This window comes from Leisingera sp. G5_S3_59_S7 (assembly GCF_054968485.1).
Window position 1 is genome coordinate 37,900 of record NZ_JBQKUH010000015.1, and the last position, 20,517, is coordinate 58,416.

The following is a 20,517-nucleotide window of genomic DNA, read 5'->3' on the forward strand; positions in this document are numbered from 1 at the left end:
CGGGAGGCCGCCATTCGGGACGGTGGCCATGAATTGATCCGAACACGCTGTCTCGTATGGGCAAGGTGCCGGGGCCCGGCGGCATCCTTGACCGGTGAGAACTCGAAAGGTGACATCTGACATGGCTCAATCGTTCCTTGGCCAGAAACGTCTACGTAAATACTACGGCAAAATCCGCGAAGTGCTGGAAATGCCAAACCTCATTGAGGTGCAGAAATCCTCCTACGATCTGTTCCTGCGCTCCGGCGATGACGTCGAGCCGCTTGACGGCGAAGGCATCAAAGGTGTGTTCCAGTCGGTCTTCCCGATCAAGGACTTCAACGAGACCTCCGTTCTGGAGTTCGTGAAGTACTCCTTCGAGAAGCCTAAGTACGACGTCGAAGAGTGCATGCAGCGCGATATGACCTACAGCGCGCCGCTGAAGGTCACCCTGCGCCTGATCGTGTTTGATGTCGACGAGGACACTGGCGCCAAGTCGGTGAAGGACATCAAGGAGCAGGACGTCTTCATGGGCGACATGCCCCTGATGACCCCGAACGGCACCTTTATTGTGAACGGCACCGAGCGCGTGATCGTGTCCCAGATGCACCGCTCGCCGGGCGTGTTCTTCGACCACGACAAGGGCAAGACCCACTCCTCGGGCAAGCTGCTGTTTGCCTGCCGCATCATCCCGTACCGCGGCTCCTGGCTCGACTTCGAATTCGACGCCAAAGACATCGTCTTTGCCCGTATCGACCGCCGCCGCAAGCTGCCGGTGACCACCCTGCTGTACGCCCTGGGCCTGGACCAGGAAGGCATCATGGATGCCTACTACAACACCGTCAACTTCAAGCTTGAGAAGTCCCGCGGCTGGGTCACACCCTTCTTCCCCGAGCGTGTGCGCGGCACCCGCCCGACCTATGACCTGGTGGACGCTGCCACCGGCGAGATCATCTGCGAAGCGGGCAAGAAAGTCACCCCGCGCGCGGTTAAGAAGATGATCGAGGAAGGCACCATCACCGAGCTGCTGGTGCCCTTTGAGCACATCGTCGGCAAGTTCGTCGCCAAGGACATCATCAACGAAGACAACGGCGCGATCTACGTCGAGGCCGGCGATGAACTGACCCTCGAATACGACAAGGACGGCGAACTGATCGGCGGCTCCCTGAAAGAGCTGCTGGATGCCGGCATCACCGACATCCCGGTGCTGGACATCGACAACGTCAACGTCGGCCCCTACATGCGCAACACCATGGCGCAGGACAAGAACCGGACCCGCGAAAGCGCGCTCATGGACATCTACCGTGTGATGCGCCCGGGCGAGCCGCCCACCGTCGAGGCCGCGTCGGCACTGTTCGACACCCTGTTCTTCGACTCTGAGCGCTATGACCTGTCCGCCGTTGGCCGCGTGAAGATGAACATGCGCCTGGCGCTCGACGCCGAGGACACCCAGCGCACCCTGCGCAAAGAAGACATTGTCGCCTGTGTCAAGGCGCTGGTTGACCTGCGCGACGGCCGCGGCGATATCGACGACATCGACCACCTCGGCAACCGCCGCGTGCGGTCCGTCGGCGAGCTGATGGAAAACCAGTACCGCGTCGGCCTTCTGCGCATGGAGCGGGCGATCAAGGAGCGGATGTCCTCCGTCGAGATCGACACCGTGATGCCGCAGGATCTGATCAACGCGAAACCGGCAGCTGCTGCCGTGCGTGAATTCTTCGGCTCCTCGCAGCTGTCCCAGTTCATGGACCAGACCAACCCGCTGTCGGAAGTCACCCACAAACGCCGCCTGTCGGCGCTTGGCCCGGGCGGCCTGACCCGCGAGCGTGCAGGCTTTGAGGTCCGCGACGTGCACCCGACCCACTATGGCCGGATGTGCCCGATTGAGACTCCGGAAGGCCCGAACATCGGTCTTATCAACTCGCTGGCGACCTTTGCGCGCGTCAACAAGTACGGCTTCATCGAAACGCCCTATCGCGTGGTGAAAGAAGGACAGGTGACCGACGAGGTCCACTACATGTCCGCCACTGAGGAAATGCGCCACACCGTGGCGCAGGCGAACGCGTCCCTGGACGAGAACGGCAAGTTCATCAACGACTTGGTGTCCACCCGTCAGTCGGGTGACTACACCCTGGCGCCGAACGAAAGCGTTGACCTGATCGACGTCAGCCCCAAGCAGCTGGTCTCGGTTGCGGCCTCGCTGATCCCGTTCCTGGAAAACGACGACGCCAACCGCGCTCTGATGGGCTCGAACATGCAGCGTCAGGCGGTTCCGCTGCTGCGCGCAGAGGCGCCGCTGGTCGGCACCGGCATCGAAGAGAAGGTTGCGATCGACTCCGGCGCGGCCATCCAGGCGAAACGCGCGGGCATCATCGACCAGGTCGATGCGCAGCGTATCGTGATCCGGGCCACCGAGGACCTGGAACTGGGCGACGCGGGCGTGGACATCTACCGCATGCGCAAGTTCCAGCGCTCGAACCAGAACACCTGCATCAACCAGCGTCCGCTGGTGAAGGTGGGCGACACCGTGACCAAGGGCGAAGTCATCGCCGACGGTCCGTCGACCGACATGGGCGAACTGGCTCTGGGCAAGAACGTGGTCGTCGCGTTTATGCCGTGGAACGGCTACAACTATGAAGACTCCATCCTGATCTCCGAGCGCATCGCGCGTGACGACGTCTTCACCTCGGTCCATATCGAGGAATTCGAAGTTGCCGCCCGTGACACCAAGCTGGGGCCGGAAGAAATCACCCGCGACATTCCCAACGTCGGCGAGGAAGCCCTGCGCAACCTCGACGAGGCGGGCATCGTCTACATCGGCGCCGATGTGGAGCCGGGCGACATTCTGGTCGGCAAGATCACCCCGAAGGGCGAAAGCCCGATGACCCCGGAAGAGAAGCTGCTGCGCGCCATCTTCGGCGAGAAGGCTTCGGACGTGCGCGACACCTCGCTGCGCGTGAAGCCGGGCGACTACGGCACCGTGGTCGAGGTGCGCGTCTTCAACCGCCACGGTGTGGAAAAAGATGAGCGTGCGCTGCAGATCGAGCGTGAGGAAGTCGAGCGTCTGGCCCGTGACCGGGACGACGAACTGGCGATCCTGGACCGCAACATCTATGCCCGCCTGCGCGGCATGCTGCTGGGCAAAGTGGCCGTCAAAGGCCCGAAAGGCGTGCGTGCCGGCACCGAAATCACCGAGGACCTGCTGGACTCCCTGTCCCGCGGCCAGTGGTGGATGCTGGCGCTGGAAGACGAGCAGGACGCTCAGGTGGTCGAGGCCCTGAACGAGCAGTACGAGGCGCAGAAGCGCGCCCTGGATGCCCGTTTCGAGGACAAGGTCGAGAAGGTCCGCCGCGGCGACGACCTGCCGCCGGGTGTGATGAAGATGGTCAAAGTCTTCATCGCCGTGAAGCGCAAGCTGCAGCCGGGCGACAAGATGGCCGGCCGTCACGGCAACAAAGGTGTGATCTCGAAAGTTGTGCCGATGGAGGACATGCCGTTCCTCGCCGACGGCACCCCGGTCGACTTCTGCCTCAACCCGCTGGGCGTGCCGTCGCGTATGAACGTCGGTCAGATCCTCGAAACCCACATGGGCTGGGCCGCGCGCGGCCTCGGCATCAAGGTGGACGAGGCGCTGCAGGAATACCGCCGTTCCGGCGACCTGACCCCGGTCCGTGAAGCGATGCACCACGCCTATGGCGACGATGTCTATGACGAGGGCATTGCCAACATGTCCGAAGCTGCTCTGGTTGAAGCCGCAGGCAACGTGTCCCGTGGTGTGCCGATTGCGACCCCGGTATTTGACGGCGCCAAGGAAGACGATGTGAACGACGCCCTGGTGCGTGCGGGCTTTGACCAGTCCGGCCAGTCGATCCTGTTCGACGGCCGCACCGGCGAGCAGTTCGCGCGTCCGGTCACCGTCGGCATCAAGTACCTGCTGAAGCTGCACCACCTGGTGGACGACAAGATCCACGCGCGTTCCACCGGCCCGTACTCGCTGGTTACCCAGCAGCCGCTGGGCGGTAAGGCGCAGTTCGGCGGTCAGCGCTTTGGTGAGATGGAAGTCTGGGCTCTGGAAGCCTATGGCGCCGCCTACACCCTGCAGGAGATGCTCACCGTGAAATCGGATGACGTTGCAGGCCGGACTAAGGTCTATGAATCGATCGTCAAGGGCGAGGACAACTTTGAAGCGGGCGTACCGGAATCGTTTAACGTTCTGGTGAAAGAAGTCCGCGGCCTCGGCCTGAATATGGAACTCCTGGATGCGGAGGTTGAGGAGTAAGGGCCCCGCGCCCTTCTCCCGTTCCCCCCCTTCCGCAAGATTTGAGGTATCAAAATGAACCAGGAAATCACCAACAACCCGTTCAACCCGCTGACTCCGCCGAAAGTCTTTGATGAAATCAAAGTCTCGCTGGCCAGCCCGGAACGGATCCTGTCTTGGTCCTACGGCGAAATCAAAAAGCCTGAGACCATCAACTATCGGACCTTCAAGCCCGAGCGCGACGGCCTGTTCTGCGCCCGGATCTTTGGCCCGATCAAAGACTACGAATGCCTGTGCGGCAAATATAAGCGGATGAAGTACCGCGGCGTCGTTTGTGAAAAATGCGGCGTCGAAGTCACCCTGCAGAAAGTGCGCCGCGAGCGCATGGGCCACATTGAGCTGGCCGCACCTGTCGCGCACATCTGGTTCCTGAAGTCGCTCCCGTCCCGCATTGGCCTGATGCTGGACATGACCCTGCGCGACCTGGAACGGGTTCTGTACTTTGAAAACTACGTCGTCATCGAGCCGGGCCTGACCGACCTGAGCTATGGTCAGATGATGACCGAAGAAGAGTTCATGGACGCTCAGGATGCATATGGCATGGACGCCTTCACCGCCAACATCGGCGCTGAGGCAATCCGTGACATGCTGGCCCAGATCGACCTGGAATCGGAAGCCGAAACGCTGCGTGCCGAACTGGCCGAAGCGACCGGCGAACTGAAGCCCAAAAAGATCATCAAGCGTCTGAAAGTCGTGGAATCCTTCCTGGAATCGGGCAACCGTCCGGAATGGATGATCATGACCGTGATCCCGGTCATCCCGCCGGAACTGCGCCCGCTGGTTCCGCTGGACGGCGGCCGCTTTGCGACCTCCGACCTGAATGACCTGTACCGCCGCGTGATCAACCGGAACAACCGCCTGAAGCGGCTGATCGAACTGCGCGCGCCGGACATCATCGTCCGCAACGAAAAGCGGATGCTGCAGGAATCCGTGGATGCGCTGTTCGACAACGGCCGCCGTGGCCGCGTCATCACCGGTGCCAACAAGCGTCCGCTGAAATCGCTGTCCGACATGCTGAAAGGCAAGCAGGGCCGCTTCCGCCAGAACCTTCTGGGTAAGCGCGTCGACTTCTCCGGCCGTTCGGTGATTGTGACTGGCCCCGAGCTGAAGCTGCACCAGTGCGGCCTGCCCAAAAAGATGGCGCTGGAGCTGTTCAAGCCCTTCATCTACTCGCGTCTGGAGGCCAAGGGCCTTTCCAGCACCGTGAAGCAGGCGAAAAAGCTGGTCGAGAAAGAGCGTCCCGAAGTGTGGGATATCCTGGATGAGGTGATCCGCGAGCACCCGGTGATGCTGAACCGCGCACCGACGCTGCACCGTCTGGGCATCCAGGCGTTCGAACCCACGCTGATCGAAGGCAAGGCGATCCAGCTGCACCCGCTGGTCTGCTCGGCGTTCAACGCAGACTTCGACGGCGACCAGATGGCTGTGCACGTCCCGCTGAGCCTTGAGGCCCAGCTGGAAGCGCGCGTCCTGATGATGTCCACGAACAACGTTCTGTCGCCCGCCAACGGCGCGCCGATCATCGTTCCCTCGCAGGATATGATCCTGGGTCTTTACTACCTGACCCTGGAACGCGAAGGCATGCCGGGCGAAGGCAAGATCTTTGGCACGATCGACGAAGTTCAGCACGCGCTGGACGCCGGCGAAGTGCATCTGCACACCAAGATCACCGCGCGGATCACCCAGATCGACGAGGAAGGCAACGAGGTTCTCAAGCGTTTTGAGACCACCCCGGGCCGTGTCCGCCTGGGAGCGCTGCTGCCGAAGAACGCCAAGGCGCCCTTCGAGCTGGTCAACCGCCTGCTGCGGAAGAAAGAAGTGCAGCAGGTCATCGACACCGTCTACCGCTACTGCGGCCAGAAGGAGTCGGTCATCTTCTGTGACCAGATCATGACCATGGGCTTCCGCGAAGCGTTCAAGGCCGGCATCTCCTTCGGCAAGGACGACATGGTGATCCCGGACACCAAATGGACCATCGTGGATGACACCCGCGATCAGGTGAAAGACTTTGAACAGCAGTACATGGACGGCCTGATTACCCAGGGCGAAAAGTACAACAAGGTTGTCGACGCCTGGTCGAAGTGTAACGACAAGGTCACCGAAGCGATGATGGGCACCATCTCCGCTGACAAGCGCGACGAGAATGGCGCCGTGATGGAACCGAACTCGGTTTACATGATGGCCCACTCCGGTGCGCGTGGCTCGGTTACTCAGATGAAGCAGCTGGGCGGTATGCGCGGCCTGATGGCCAAGCCGAACGGCGACATCATCGAGACTCCGATCATCTCGAACTTTAAAGAAGGCCTGACTGTTCTCGAGTACTTCAACTCGACCCACGGTGCCCGTAAGGGTCTGTCGGATACCGCGCTGAAGACGGCGAACTCGGGTTACCTGACCCGCCGTCTGGTGGACGTGGCGCAGGACTGCATCGTGCGCGAGCACGACTGCGGCACCGAGCGTGCGATCACCGCGGAAGCGGCAATCAACGACGGCGAAGTGGTAGCCTCGCTGGCCGAACGCATCCTGGGCCGTGTGGCTGCGGATGACATCAAGCGCCCCGGCACCGAGGAGATCGTGGTTGCCGCCGGTCAGCTGATCGACGAACGGATGGCAGACGCAGTGGAAGAGGCCGGCGTGCAGTCGACCCGCATCCGCTCGCCGCTGACCTGTGAAAGCGAAGAGGGCGTCTGCGCCATGTGCTACGGCCGTGACCTGGCCCGCGGCACTCAGGTGAACACCGGCGAGGCTGTCGGCATCATCGCGGCGCAGTCGATCGGCGAACCCGGCACCCAGCTGACCATGCGGACCTTCCACATCGGCGGCGTTGCTCAGGGCGGCCAGCAGTCGTTCCTGGAAGCGTCCCAGGAAGGCAAGATCGTCTTCGAGATGCCGCAGACCCTGGAGAACGCCAATGGCGAGACCCTGGTTGTCGGCCGCAACATGAAGCTGATCATCCAGGACGAGCACGGCGAAGAGCGCGCCAGCCACAAGCTGGGCTACGGCTCCAAACTGTTCGTCAAGGAAGGTCAGAATGTGGCCCGCGGCGACAAACTGTTCGAATGGGACCCCTATACCCTGCCGATCATCGCCGAGAAGCCGGGTACCGCGAAATACGTGGACCTGGTCTCGGGCCTGGCCGTCCGTGACGAGACCGACGAAGCCACCGGCATGACCCAGAAGATCGTGATCGACTGGCGTGCGGCTCCGAAGGGCTCTGACCTGAAGCCGGAAATCATTCTGGTTGACGGCAACGGCGAACCGGTGCGCAGCGATGCGGGCAACCCGCTGACCTACCCGATGTCCGTGGACGCCATTCTGTCGGTCGAAGACGGCCAGCAGATCATGGCAGGCGACGTTGTTGCGCGTATCCCGCGTGAAGGCGCCAAGACCAAGGACATCACCGGTGGTCTGCCGCGCGTTGCGGAACTGTTCGAAGCCCGCCGTCCGAAGGATCACGCGATCATCGCCGAAATCGATGGTTACGTGCGCTTCGGCCGCGACTACAAGAACAAGCGCCGCATCTCGATCGAGCCTTCGGACGAGTCTATGGAGCCCGTCGAATACATGGTGCCCAAGGGCAAGCACATTCCGGTTCAGGAAGGTGATTTTGTCCAGAAGGGCGACTACATCATGGACGGCAACCCGGCGCCGCATGACATCCTGTCCATCATGGGTGTCGAGGCTCTGGCGAACTACATGATCGACGAGGTCCAGGACGTCTACCGCCTGCAGGGTGTGAAGATCAACGACAAGCACATCGAGGTGATCGTCCGCCAGATGCTGCAGAAGTGGGAGATCTCGGACTCCGGCGAAACCACACTGCTGAAAGGCGAGCATGTGGACAAGCAGGAGTTCGACGCCGCCAACGAAAAGGCGCTGGCCCGCGGCAAGCGTCCGGCTCAGGGCGAACCGATCCTGCTTGGCATCACCAAGGCGTCGCTGCAGACCCGCTCCTTCATCTCGGCGGCCTCCTTCCAGGAGACCACCCGCGTTCTCACCGAGGCTTCGGTGCAGGGCAAGAAGGACAAGCTGGTCGGCCTCAAGGAGAACGTCATCGTGGGCCGCCTGATCCCGGCCGGCACCGGCGGTGCCACCCAGGCTGTGCGCTCGATTGCACAGGGCCGCGACAACGTGGTTCTGGAAGCCCGCCGCGAGGAAGCCGAAGCCGCTGCGGCCCTGGCCGCACCGGTGATGGACGAGGACGTGATGGGCGGCGACGAAGCGGATATCCTGGTCGAAACCCCGGAAAGCCGCGACTAAGCCAAGGCACATGAGATCAGGAAAAGCCCCCGCACCACCGGTGCGGGGGCTTTTTCATTTCCGCTGCCGGGGCTATCTGTTGCCGGGCAGGGAGGGCGCAGGAATGGACAGCAGGCTGCGGGCAACGGCAAAGGTGCGGCGATGACCGCAAATCAGACCGGGGCGCTGCTGATGACGGCAGCGATGGCGGCCTATACCTTCAACGACGCGCTGATTAAGCTGACCGGCAGCGCGCTGCCGCTGCCGCAGATCCTGACCATCCGCGGCCTTGCCGCTAGTTTCCTGATCTATCTTCTGGCCCGCCGGCTGGGCGGTCTCCGCCTGCGGCTGCCGGGCCGGGCCTGGGGGATGATCGGTTTGCGCGGCGCCGCGGAGGTGGCGGCCACCTATCTGTTCCTGACCGCGCTGATGCTGATGCCGATTGCCAATGTCACGGCCTTGCTGCAGGTGCTGCCGCTGGCGGTGACCCTGAGCGCGGCGCTGTTCTTGCGTGAACCCGTGGGCTGGCGGCGGCTGGCGGCGATTGCCGCAGGCTTTACCGGGATGCTGCTGATCGTGCGCCCCGGGCCGGATGGTTTCACCGACGGCAGCCTTTATGCGCTGGCGGCGGTGGCTTGCATTACAGCCCGCGACCTGGTCACCCGGCGGATGCCGCCCGAGGTGCCGTCGATGACAGTGACCCTGGCCTCTTCGCTCTCGGTGCTTGTCTTTGGGCTTGCGTCCTCGGCGGCCGTGGAGTGGCAGCCGATGGGCAGCTTCGAGTGGCTGGCATTGATGGGAGCTGCCCTGTTCATCTTTGCCGGTTACCTGTGCTCGGTGATGACCATGCGGGTGGGCGAGATCGCCGCGATTGCGCCATTCCGCTACAGCGGACTGGTCTGGGCGCTGATCCTGGGCTGGCTGGTATTCGGCGAGTGGCCGGATCTGCTGACGATTGCCGGGGCCGCGATTGTCGCCGGGGCAGGGATGTTCACGCTCTACCGGGAACGCCGCCAGGCGCGCAAGCTGCGGGCCTGAGCCGCTCACCCGCTGCCGAAGGCCACCTTCACATGGCTTGTCCGGATCGCAAAGCGGGCCTCAAACTCGCCCGCCTGTTCCGGCGTCAGCGGCTTTAGGCCGGGCTGCCATGCGTCTATGTCCCGTGAATCGTTGAACCGGTTATGGGTGCGCACGAACATCGGTGCATCGGTGAGCGTAACCGTCGGCATGAAACGGTTGATCTTGTGGTGCCCGAAATTCATGATCGTCAGCGGGCAGCCCCGGCGCACATGCATGCCCAGAGCGGCCGCGAAATAGGGGTGCACGCCCTCCGCTGCCGCGATACCCTCCGGGCCGGCCTGCGCGATGAAGCCCCTGTTGAAATCAATGGCCACGCTCCTGTTTTTGCGCATCAGCGGCCGGCAGTCTTCGGTAACAGCGCGCAGCCGCTCGACGAAATCGACCGACACCGCGTCGTCGTCATCATGGCGGAACTGCAGGCAGGGCTGGTCGTGATCCCGGCGCGCCTGGTTAATGAGCTCCTTCATCACATCGCGGTGGCGGCGCGGCGGTTCGGCGCGGATCTGCACCTGAGGCATGCCAGCGGTCAGGTCGTGCAGCCGGTCTCTGTGCGCCCGGGGCAGGCTGTCGCCAGTCACCAGAATCAGGTCGAAATCCTGGTCGGTTTGCTCTTTCAAACAGGGCAGGGCAATGGTTTCGAACAGCCGGAAGCGTTCTTCCAACCGTTCTTCGGCATAGAGGTAAGCAATGCGCTCTTCCACGGTTTCATGCCCGACCTGGAATCCGCCAAGCGCCGGATAGGAAAACCGGCACAATCCGATGACTTGCATTCTGAAATCCGTTTCATGAAAAAGGCGTGTGCGGCAACTATGCCGGGTGCGCCATTCCCTGGCAAGCGTGCGCCGGGCCAGCCATGGGGCACAGGCTGCCGGGGAAGGGGCCGTACGCCCGCCTGCTGTTGACAACCTGCGCGACTCCCCATATACGCGCGGCTATCCGGCACCCGGAGTGCGTCTCCGCAAGCCGAATTCAAAATTGCAGTGGCTCAAGGCCTGGGCACTTTTACCACCCGGGTCCTCTGTAAACTCACCGCGTCGTCTCACCTCGGAATGGGAGCGATTGCGGTTTTTGCGCTTGTGGACGCATAAGTGCAGCGATTTCACCCGCACGCGCCGGCGTGCATGACACATGTGTTGCGAAACGGGGAATATACCGGAATGCCCACGATCCAGCAGCTGATCCGCAAGCCGCGGCAGCCGAAAGTTAAACGCTCGAAGTCCATGCACCTGGAGCAGTGCCCGCAGAAGCGCGGCGTCTGCACCCGCGTGTACACCACCACCCCGAAGAAGCCGAACTCCGCTATGCGGAAAGTTGCGAAGGTGCGCCTGACCAACGGTTTCGAAGTGATCTCCTACATCCCCGGTGAAAGCCACAACCTTCAGGAGCACTCTGTGGTTCTGATCCGTGGCGGCCGTGTAAAAGACCTTCCGGGTGTCCGTTACCACATCCTGCGCGGTGTTCTGGATACCCAGGGCGTTAAAGACCGTAAGCAGCGCCGCTCGAAGTACGGCGCGAAGCGTCCTAAGTAAGAAGGAGAGAGCGAGATGTCCCGTCGTCACGCCGCAGAGAAGCGCGAAGTCCTGCCCGACGCCAAGTTCGGCGACCGCGTTCTGACCAAATTCATGAACAACCTGATGATCGACGGCAAGAAGTCGGTCGCAGAGCGTATCGTCTACAACGCCTTTGACCGCGTTGAGACCAAGATCAAGCGCGCTCCGGTTGAAGTGTTCCACGAAGCACTGGACAACATTAAGCCGTCGGTCGAGGTTCGCTCGCGCCGCGTTGGTGGTGCAACCTACCAGGTTCCGGTTGAAGTCCGCCCCGAGCGCCGCGAAGCGCTGGCCATCCGCTGGCTGATCGCTGCCGCACGCAACCGCAACGAAAACACCATGGAAGAGCGCCTTGCTGGCGAGCTGCTGGACGCCGTCCAGTCCCGTGGCACCGCGGTCAAGAAGCGCGAAGACACCCACAAGATGGCCGAGGCGAACAAAGCCTTCAGCCATTACCGCTGGTAAGCTAGAGGACCTAGACCTATGGCACGCGAATATCCCCTCGAACTATACCGTAACTTCGGTATCATGGCGCACATCGATGCAGGTAAAACCACCTGCTCCGAGCGCATCCTGTATTACACCGGCAAATCCCACAACATCGGTGAGGTGCACGACGGTGCAGCCACCATGGACTGGATGGAGCAGGAGCAGGAACGCGGCATCACCATCACCTCGGCTGCGACCACCACTTTCTGGGAACGCACCGAAGACGGCAAGACCGCTGACTCGCCGAAGCACCGCCTGAACATCATCGACACCCCCGGCCACGTTGACTTCACCATCGAAGTTGAACGCTCGCTGGCGGTTCTCGACGGTGCTGTGTGTGTTCTGGACGCCAACGCCGGTGTTGAGCCGCAGACCGAAACCGTGTGGCGTCAGGCTGACCGCTACAAAGTTCCGCGCATGGTGTTTGTCAACAAGATGGACAAGATCGGCGCCGACTTCTTCAACTGCGTCAACATGATCGAAGACCGTACCGGCGCCCGCGCGGTTCCGGTTGGTGTGCCGATCGGCGCAGAGAACGAGCTGGAAGGCCTGGTTGACCTGGTCAACATGGAAGAATGGCTGTGGCAGGGCGAAGACCTGGGCGCATCCTGGGTTAAAGCTCCGATTCGCGACAGCCTGAAAGACATGGCTGACGAATGGCGCGGCAAGATGATCGAAGCGGCCGTCGAAATGGACGACGACGCGATGGAAGCCTATCTGGAAGGTGAAGAGCCCGACGTTCCGACCCTGCGCAAATTGCTGCGCAAGGGCACCCTGGAACTGGCATTTGTTCCGGTCCTGGGCGGTTCCGCGTTCAAGAACAAAGGCGTTCAGCCGCTGCTCAACGCTGTGATCGACTACCTGCCCAGCCCGCTGGACGTTGTTGATTACATGGGCTTCAAACCCGGCGACGAGACTGAAACCCGTGACATCGCCCGCCGCGCGGACGACGACATGGCGTTCTCCGGCCTGGCGTTCAAGATCATGAACGACCCGTTTGTCGGCTCGCTGACCTTCACCCGCATCTACTCCGGCGTCCTGAACAAGGGCGACACGCTGCTGAACTCGACCAAAGGCCGTAAAGAGCGCGTTGGCCGGATGATGATGATGCACTCAAACAACCGTGAGGAAATCACGGAAGCGTTCGCAGGCGACATCATCGCGCTGGCAGGCCTGAAGGACACCACCACCGGTGACACCCTCTGCGCTGTCAACGACCCGGTCGTCCTGGAAACCATGACCTTCCCGGATCCGGTGATCGAGATCGCGGTTGAGCCGAAAACCAAGGCCGACCAGGAGAAGATGTCCCAGGGTCTGGCCCGTCTGGCCGCCGAAGACCCGTCCTTCCGTGTTGAGACCGACCTCGAGTCCGGTCAGACCATCATGAAGGGCATGGGCGAACTTCACCTGGACATCTTGGTGGACCGCCTCAAGCGCGAGTTCAAGGTTGAGGCGAACATCGGTGCGCCGCAGGTGGCCTACCGCGAGACCATCTCCAAAGAGGTCGAGCATTCCTACACCCACAAGAAGCAGTCGGGTGGTTCGGGCCAGTTCGCTGAGGTGAAGCTGATCATCTCGCCGACAGAAGCGGGCGAAGGCTACTCCTTCGAATCCCGTATCGTTGGCGGTGCGGTTCCGAAGGAATACATCCCGGGCGTCGAAAAAGGCATCCAGTCCGTCATGGACAGCGGCCCGCTGGCCGGCTTCCCCGTGATCGACTTCAAGGTTGCCCTGATCGACGGTAAGTTCCACGACGTGGACTCCTCGGTTCTGGCCTTTGAAATCGCCGCCCGCATGGGCATGCGTGAAGGCATGCGCAAGGCTGGTGCGAAACTGCTCGAGCCGGTGATGAAGGTTGAGGTGATCACCCCGGAAGAATACACCGGCGGTATCATCGGCGACCTGACATCCCGCCGGGGCCAGGTGTCCGGCCAGGAGAATCGCGGCAACGCAATCGCGATCGACGCGTTTGTGCCGCTGGCGAACATGTTCGGCTACATCAACACCCTGCGTTCGATGAGCTCGGGCCGCGCCCAGTTCACCATGCAGTTCGACCACTACGAACCGGTTCCGCAGAACATCTCGGAAGAGATCCAGGCGAAATTCGCGTAAGCGAAAGAAAATTGAGGGGTTCGCGGCCGCTGCGGGCCCCTCTCGAAACAAAAGGAGGCCATCATGGCTAAGGAAAAGTTTGAACGTAATAAACCGCACGTCAACATCGGCACCGTCGGCCACGTTGACCACGGCAAAACCACGCTGACCGCAGCGATCACCAAGTACTTCGGCGACTTCAAAGCCTACGACCAGATCGACGGCGCGCCGGAAGAAAAAGCCCGCGGCATCACCATCTCCACCGCGCACGTGGAATATGAAACCGACGCGCGCCACTACGCCCACGTCGACTGCCCCGGCCACGCCGACTACGTCAAGAACATGATCACCGGTGCGGCGCAGATGGACGGCGCGATCCTGGTTGTGAACGCTGCTGACGGCCCGATGCCGCAGACCCGCGAGCACATCCTGCTGGCGCGCCAGGTCGGCGTTCCGGCCCTGGTTGTCTTCATGAACAAAGTTGACCAGGTCGACGACGAGGAGCTGCTGGAGCTGGTGGAAATGGAAATCCGCGAGCTGCTGTCCTCCTACGAGTTCCCGGGCGACGACATTCCGATCATCGCAGGCTCCGCGCTGGCGGCGATGGAAGGCCGCGACCCGGAAATCGGCGAAGAGAAGATCAAAGAGCTGATGGCGGCCGTGGACGAATACATCCCGACCCCGGAGCGCGCGGTTGACCAGCCGTTCCTGATGCCGATCGAAGACGTGTTCTCGATCTCCGGCCGCGGCACCGTTGTGACCGGCCGTGTGGAGCGCGGTGTGATCAACGTTGGCGACGAAATCGAAATCGTCGGCATCAACGACACCAAGAAGACCACCTGCACCGGCGTGGAAATGTTCCGCAAGCTGCTGGACCGCGGTGAAGCAGGCGACAACATCGGCGCCCTGCTGCGCGGTGTGGACCGTGACGGTGTTGAGCGCGGCCAGGTGCTGTGCAAGCCGGGTTCCGTGACCCCGCACACCAAGTTCGAAGCCGAAGCCTACATCCTGACCAAGGAAGAAGGCGGCCGCCACACCCCGTTCTTCGCGAACTACCGTCCGCAGTTCTACTTCCGCACCACCGACGTGACCGGCACCGTGACCCTGCCGGAAGGCACCGAGATGGTGATGCCGGGCGACAACCTGAAGTTCGCGGTTGAGCTGATCGCCCCGATCGCGATGGAAGACGGCCTGCGCTTCGCCATCCGCGAAGGCGGCCGCACCGTCGGCGCCGGCGTCGTGTCCAAAATCATCGAGTGATTTTGGACCAGTGGGCGGCAGGCGGTTTTCGCTAGAAAATCGCCGAGAGCCACACGGTTCTGATCTCAGAGAGGGCCTCCTTCGGGAGGCCCTTTTCTTTTAGAACAACGCTTGAACAGGGCAGGGGCCGGCTTGGGGCCGGAGGCTGTCTTGCAAAAGCTCGGGTGGAGGTTTTGAGGCCGCAGAGAGCGTCAGCTCCGGGAGTGATGCAATCGCGCCCGCCCGCTTTGCCGCAGACAAACCTCCGGTTTGACGCAGGCCGAACGCGGGGCGTCCCGGCGGAGTGCCGGTACGCGGCCTACTTTCCCCTCAGTGCTTTGATGACTATCAGCCTTGCGGGGATGTTCGCTAAGGTGTGGTTTGTGTTTTCCGGGGTTGCCTCAATCCGGTATCTTCCCGGGGCAAGCTTGATTGCAGCAATTTCCAGCCCAGCTTCTTCGTTAAGAGTCATCAGGAGACTTGGCTGTAGGTTTGACTGCTCAAAGATCAGCTCATCTCGGCCACTCCCCCATTCGTAGATTCTTATGGTGAAGGTGAGAAGCTTGGGATCGTCCGTTGTCTGGTTGGGAGGGCTGACGCCGTATCCGTTTCTTCTAAGTTCACTGTGCAAATCCGGGCGCTTCTGCAGCATCAGGTACAGGCCGTACTCTTTGGGCCAAAGCACTTTTGTTTCCAGTGAAACCGTCCTTTGGGATCCAAGATCAATTTCGGCCTCGGCCCGGGCCTCGCCGCAGATCAGGTAAGCGGTAAATATGGCGAAGAAAGCTGCAGCGCGCAGTAAACGAAGGGTAATTGAATGCATTCTGGCCTGTGCAAAGTCAAACTGAATTGAGGGAAGCTCGTTTCAGCCAGCGTTCCGCATCCTGTGATTGAATGCAATCTGATACGGTCTAATCCCGGCCAGGAACCTGGCGAGTTGCCGGCAGATAACCTGCGTGCCCGCGACATTGTTTTGCGTCCGTAGGGCGGGCAATCTGCCCACCGCCGTTAAACTCCTGATCAATCTGTCAGTGCTTTCGGATCTTCACCGCGGCGCCCGGCTACCGCGTCCGCCGCATCCGTTATGGAATCCAGCGAGGATTCCAGGCTCAGCCTCAGCGCCTCCACCTGCTCATCGCTGGGCTTCTTCGGCACCTCGTCCGTCCATTCCCGGCACATCAGAACGCCGCGCGAAAACGGCAGCGGCAGCATCTGCTGGTCCCAGGTCGGCAGCTTGATCACTTTCCGCTCCGCAAAGGCCACGGTGAACACCCGGCAGCCGGTCATCCGCGCCCAGACCACGGGCACCGTCGAGGACACCCGCGCAGGCCCCCGCGGGCCGTCGGCGGCAATGCCGATGGAGCAGCCTTCCCGGGTGCGGCGCAGGACTTCACGCGACAGCGCCACATGGCGCTTGTGGCTCGACATCGGGATGGTCTCGAACCCCAGGCGCACCAGGATCTGCCCGGCCAGCCGCCCGGCGCGGGCGGCGGAGGTCAGCGCGCAGATGCGGCCGAGCGAAGTGTCGAACAGATAGGGCGCCATAATCAGCCGCTGGTGCCAGAGCACAAAGATCACCGGCTCGCCGCGGCGCACGCAGTTGTCCATGTCCTCAAACCCGCTGCGGGTCCAGCGTGAGGTGCGAAAGGCGAATCGCACATAGGCGGCGAACAGCGCCTCGATGGCGCGGTTCACCCGGGGGCTGTCGGCGAATTTCTTTCTCAGGCTCACGGTTTTCAGGCTCGTTTCCAAGGAATTGGCGGGCTGGGCTGCCCGTTTCCGGCCCGTCTTAGCGCATGGGCCGGCCCGGGCAAAGCCCGCGGCCCGCAATCCGCTGCGCGGCACGCAGAAAATCGGATTTCCCTCTTGCCACAGCGGCGCGGCTGCCGTAGGACATGCCGCACCACAGGGGTATAGCTCAGTTGGTAGAGCGACGGTCTCCAAAACCGTAGGTCGCGGGTTCGAACCCTGCTGCCCCTGCCAGTTTCCCGAAAGTCCGAAAACCAGGGCCGCCCGCAGCGGGCGGACGGCTGGTGTGTGTGTCAGCCTTGCGGCATGTCCGGGCCTGTGAGTGTCAGGTGACCCGGGGGCAAACCCTGCAGAAACCTGTCAAAGGCCGCGTCATATGCGCTCTCAATCTGCCGGGCGAACCGTGCGGTTGAGAACAGGGGGGCGTCCTGATGCTGCAAGCGCAGCTCGCGCTTCAGTGCCGTGCAGGCCTCCGGATCCGCTGCGAGGGCCGCGGCTTTTGCCTCATATGCTTCGGCGCTGTCCGCGATCAGTCCGGGCAATCCGGCGGCTTGCAGCAGGCTCGCCCCGGTCCGGGCAGCGAACTGCTGGCCGGGGAGGGTGAGCACCGGCACCCCGGCCGCCAGTGCTTCGCCTGCCGCGCTGCTGGCATTGACCGTGAAGGTGTCTAGGAACAGACCGGCCAGCGGCAGCCGCGCTAGCCGCTCATCGCGGCCGGCAGGCGGGGCAAAGATCAGCCGGTCCGGGTCGATGCCGCGGGCGGCCGCGGCGCGGCGCAGGTTCGAAACGGAGTGCGCGCCGTGATCCAGCAGCCAAAGCACGCTGCCGGGGGTGCTGTCCAGCAAGCGCATCCAGATCCCGAATTCCTGCGGGGTGATCTGGCTGGCTGCGGCAAAACTGCAGAACACAAAACCCTCGTCCGGCAAGCCGCAATCCGCCCGTTCCGGGCTGCTGGCGGCCTGTGCGGGGGGCACCGCCACGCAGCTGTCCGGCAGCCGCAAGAGATGTTCGTTGTGATACCGCTCGCTGCCTGGCGGGCAGGTGGTGCTGTCGCTGACCAGATAGTCATATGCCGCCGTTCCCAGGGTTCCGGGGTATCCGGGCCAGACAATATGCAGGGGCGCCAGCCGGGCACTGAACAGGCCGCTCCGGCTGCCACCGGAAAAGCCTGAGAGGTCAACGGCAATGTCCAGCCCGTCGGCCTTGACCGAAGCGGCGCAGCTGTCCAGCGAGGTTCCCTCCAGTACCCGCACGCAGGAGGCCGAGTCGCGCAGTGCTGCTGCGGCGTCTGCCGCAAGACCTGGTCCGGTGGCATAGGCAAAGACTTCGAACCGGCTGCGGTCATGAGCAGCCAGTATCGCGGCGTGCTGGCTCAGCACGGCCTCGGCGTCGCGGGCAGTAAAGAAATACCCGACCCGGAGCCGTGCCTTGCGCTGCGGCGCGGTTGCCGCCGTTTGAAGCTCTGCCTCCGGAAACAGCTCGCTGGCGTAGGCTTGCGCGCGAACCCGCATCAAGTCCGGATTGTCCTCCATCAGCATTAGCGCGCTGGGGTCGCAGCCGCTGCCGCGCAGGCCCAGCAGGCGGCGGTATTGTTCATATTCCTTTACCCAGCGCCAGTCGCTGAGTTCTGCCAGGACATGCAGGCGCTGCGTGCGGGCGCGGTCGTCAGAGGGTGAGACCCGGAGGACCTTATCAAAGCACGGCAGTGCTTCGGCATAACGGCCCTCGGCCTTGATCAGCAGCCCCAGCTGGAACTGCGCCTCGGTCATGCCAGGATGCAGGCTGGCAGCGCGGGTGTAATGGTCCTCGGCCTCCGCCACGGCGCCGAGCTTGTGCAGCAGGCCGGCCAGAGTGAAATGCAGCGCGGCATCGTCCGGCGCAAGCGCAACCGCCCGGCGCAGGGTTGCCGCGGCCTCTGTGCTGCTGCCCTGCAGCGGCAGCGCCTCGGCCAGGCTGCGCAGCGCCAGCAGGCAATCGGCGTCCAGCGCCAGGGCCTTCCGGTACAGCGCTAGGGCATTGTCCAGCTGTCCGCGCGCCATATGAATGCGGCCCATGGCGGCATAGGTGCCGGCCTCTTTGGCGTCGATACCGCACGCTTTGTTCAGGCAGGTGGCCGCATTGTCCAAATGGCCGGCGGCCAGATGGCAGCGGCCCAGAAAATCCCACAGGAAATGTGACTCCCGGAAGGTCTTCAGCAGGGCGCCGCAGCTTTCTGCGGCCTCAAAGGGGCGTCCGGCAGCCAGCGCGGCCTCCAGCTCTGCCTTGGTGTCGGCGGAGGGTTCGCGCTGCTCGCGCAGGCGGCCGCGCAGCGAATCCAGTGCCTTCAGGGCGCGGGCGTTCTTCGGGTTGCGGGCAAGAATTCCGGAGTAGGCAAGCACGGCATCTTCGAACCTGGCATCGCGTTCAAGCTGCTCGGCCTGGGAGAGGGTCTGTGCGGGTGTCATGGCATCCTGTCTCACTAAAACACACGGGGGTGCCCCGGCACGGCGCGGGTCGTGCGCCGGGGCTGCTAGACTCAGTTTTGCGGGAAGTGGATTAAAATTGGATTGACTGCGGGCATGCTCCCCGCTTGGTGCGGGGGCAGGGCTTGAATTCAGCTGCCGCACCGGTTACATCGCATTCACTGCTAGCAGAGAGACTCCCCCAGCATGGCGACTATCAACCCAGTTCAGTTCATCCAGCAGGTTCGTGCCGAAGTGTCCAAGGTCGTTTGGCCGACCCGGCGCGAGGTGCTGCTGACCACGGTCATGGTGTTCATCATGGCGGCCCTGACGGCGCTGTTCTTCGCGCTGGTCGATCTGCTGATCCGCTATGGCCTGCAGGGGCTCCTGGGGATGTTCGGATAAGCCTGCAGCAGTATGACGGTTCCGGGTTCGCGGTTGCTGCGCAGCACTTGATTCTGGCGGCGATGGGCGGTACGTGAGCAGGAACATTGAGGCGGGCGTGCAGCGATTCGGTTTGCACGCCGCTTTTTGTTGGAGAGCGCAGCTTGAGAGCTGCAACGGGATGATTAAGCAGCGGCGCGGCACCGGCCCGTCCTGCAGAACAAGGACAACGGTTCATGGCGAAACGGTGGTACTCGGTCAGCGTTCTTTCGAACTTCGAAAAGAAAATCGCAGAGCAGATCCGCACCGCGGTCGCCGAGCAAGGGCTCGAGGACGAAATTGACGAGGTGCTGGTCCCCACTGAAGAGGTGATTGAGATCCGCCGCGGAAAGAAGGTCTCGACTGAGCGCCGGTTTATGCCGGGCTATGTTCTGGTCCACATGGAAATGTCCGACCGCGGCTACCACCTGATTTCCTCGATCAACCGGGTCACCGGCTTCCTGGGTCCGCAGGGCCGCCCGATGCCGATGCGCGACGCCGAAGTGCAGGGCATCCTGGGCCGCGTCGAGGAAGGCGTCGAGGCACCGCGCACCCTGATCCATTACGAGGTCGGCGAGAAGGTCAAAGTCAACGACGGCCCGTTCGAGGATTTCGACGGTATGGTCGAAGAGGTCGACGAGGACAATCAGAAGCTCAAGGTTACCGTGTCGATCTTCGGCCGGGAAACTCCGGTGGAGCTGGATTTCACCCAAGTGACCAAACAGGGGTAATACCTCCCTCAGCGAATTTCATGGCGCCGCGTTGCATACTGCACCGCGGCGTTTTTTGTGGTCTTGCGGGATGAGCCTGCTGTTCATGGCAGGCACGCAATCGTCTGTTTTCTGCGGCAGTTCAGCGCGCGAAAAGACCGTGCTCCTTATCAAGGAAAGTCAGAACCGGTTTTGTTCTTGATGCCGGT

The 20,517-nt window shown here is 62.5% G+C and carries 13 protein-coding genes and 1 tRNA gene; 10 read left to right on the forward strand and 4 right to left on the reverse strand.

All coding sequences use genetic code 11. The features are described 5' to 3' along the window. Window positions 1–121 precede the first annotated feature (121 nt). The 3 genes from rpoB (at window position 122) to ACTRWG_RS09225 (ending at window position 9,574) form a co-directional block, all read left to right on the forward strand. The gene (rpoB, locus tag ACTRWG_RS09215; RefSeq protein ID WP_027236233.1) at window positions 122–4,258 is read left to right on the forward strand and encodes a DNA-directed RNA polymerase subunit beta; all 4,137 of its coding nucleotides are present in this window, start codon (window positions 122–124) and stop codon (window positions 4,256–4,258) included. A 54-nt stretch (window positions 4,259–4,312) separates the two neighbouring features. After that, window positions 4,313–8,557 carry a DNA-directed RNA polymerase subunit beta' gene (rpoC, locus tag ACTRWG_RS09220; protein WP_027236234.1) on the forward strand — a complete coding sequence of 1,415 codons (4,245 nt, stop codon included), beginning with the start codon at window positions 4,313–4,315 and terminating at the stop codon, window positions 8,555–8,557. A 141-nt stretch (window positions 8,558–8,698) separates the two neighbouring features. Then, a complete protein-coding gene (locus ACTRWG_RS09225; RefSeq protein ID WP_462829241.1) occupies window positions 8,699–9,574 on the forward strand; it encodes a DMT family transporter in 876 nt (291 codons plus the stop codon). Window positions 9,575–9,579: 5 nt separating this feature from the next. On the opposite strand, the gene ACTRWG_RS09230 is transcribed toward ACTRWG_RS09225, so the two are convergent. Next, window positions 9,580–10,386, reverse strand: coding sequence for a putative rhamnosyl transferase (locus ACTRWG_RS09230; protein ID WP_027236236.1), 807 nt, complete (start codon window positions 10,384–10,386; stop codon window positions 9,580–9,582). A 387-nt stretch (window positions 10,387–10,773) separates the two neighbouring features. Between ACTRWG_RS09230 and rpsL the strand changes: the two genes are divergently transcribed. From rpsL to tuf, 4 genes are all read left to right on the forward strand, one after another. Then, complete coding sequence (gene rpsL, locus ACTRWG_RS09235) at window positions 10,774–11,145, forward strand: 30S ribosomal protein S12 (protein ID WP_005621086.1); 372 nt, start codon at window positions 10,774–10,776, stop codon at window positions 11,143–11,145. A 15-nt stretch (window positions 11,146–11,160) separates the two neighbouring features. After that, window positions 11,161–11,631, forward strand: coding sequence for a 30S ribosomal protein S7 (gene rpsG, locus ACTRWG_RS09240; RefSeq protein ID WP_027236237.1), 471 nt, complete (start codon window positions 11,161–11,163; stop codon window positions 11,629–11,631). Window positions 11,632–11,649: 18 nt separating this feature from the next. Further along, complete coding sequence (fusA, locus tag ACTRWG_RS09245) at window positions 11,650–13,767, forward strand: elongation factor G (RefSeq protein WP_027236238.1); 2,118 nt, start codon at window positions 11,650–11,652, stop codon at window positions 13,765–13,767. Between the two features lie 63 nt (window positions 13,768–13,830). Then, window positions 13,831–15,006, forward strand: a complete 1,176-nt coding sequence (gene tuf / locus ACTRWG_RS09250; RefSeq protein ID WP_027235550.1) for an elongation factor Tu — start codon at window positions 13,831–13,833, stop codon at window positions 15,004–15,006. Between the two features lie 298 nt (window positions 15,007–15,304). Here tuf and ACTRWG_RS09255 read toward each other — a convergent pair whose 3' ends face one another. Both ACTRWG_RS09255 and ACTRWG_RS09260 read right to left on the reverse strand, forming a co-directional pair. Beyond that, entirely contained in the window at window positions 15,305–15,808 is a 504-nt protein-coding gene (locus tag ACTRWG_RS09255; RefSeq protein ID WP_027236239.1) for a hypothetical protein, read from the reverse strand. Between the two features lie 197 nt (window positions 15,809–16,005). Then, window positions 16,006–16,716 carry a lysophospholipid acyltransferase family protein gene (locus ACTRWG_RS09260; RefSeq protein ID WP_027236240.1) on the reverse strand — a complete coding sequence of 237 codons (711 nt, stop codon included), beginning with the start codon at window positions 16,714–16,716 and terminating at the stop codon, window positions 16,006–16,008. 176 nt (window positions 16,717–16,892) lie between these two features. Between ACTRWG_RS09260 and ACTRWG_RS09265 the strand changes: the two genes are divergently transcribed. Continuing rightward, a tRNA-Trp gene (locus ACTRWG_RS09265) sits at window positions 16,893–16,968 on the forward strand. Between the two features lie 59 nt (window positions 16,969–17,027). On the opposite strand, the gene ACTRWG_RS09270 is transcribed toward ACTRWG_RS09265, so the two are convergent. Then, window positions 17,028–19,178 (reverse strand): tetratricopeptide repeat protein, encoded by a 2,151-nt coding sequence (locus tag ACTRWG_RS09270; RefSeq protein WP_027236241.1) that lies wholly within the window; start codon window positions 19,176–19,178, stop codon window positions 17,028–17,030. A 204-nt stretch (window positions 19,179–19,382) separates the two neighbouring features. Between ACTRWG_RS09270 and secE the strand changes: the two genes are divergently transcribed. Both secE and nusG read left to right on the forward strand, forming a co-directional pair. Next, the gene (gene secE, locus ACTRWG_RS09275; RefSeq protein ID WP_008554326.1) at window positions 19,383–19,580 is read left to right on the forward strand and encodes a preprotein translocase subunit SecE; all 198 of its coding nucleotides are present in this window, start codon (window positions 19,383–19,385) and stop codon (window positions 19,578–19,580) included. Between the two features lie 215 nt (window positions 19,581–19,795). Continuing rightward, window positions 19,796–20,329, forward strand: a complete 534-nt coding sequence (gene nusG / locus ACTRWG_RS09280) for a transcription termination/antitermination protein NusG (protein WP_027236242.1) — start codon at window positions 19,796–19,798, stop codon at window positions 20,327–20,329. Window positions 20,330–20,517: the final 188 nt, after the last annotated feature.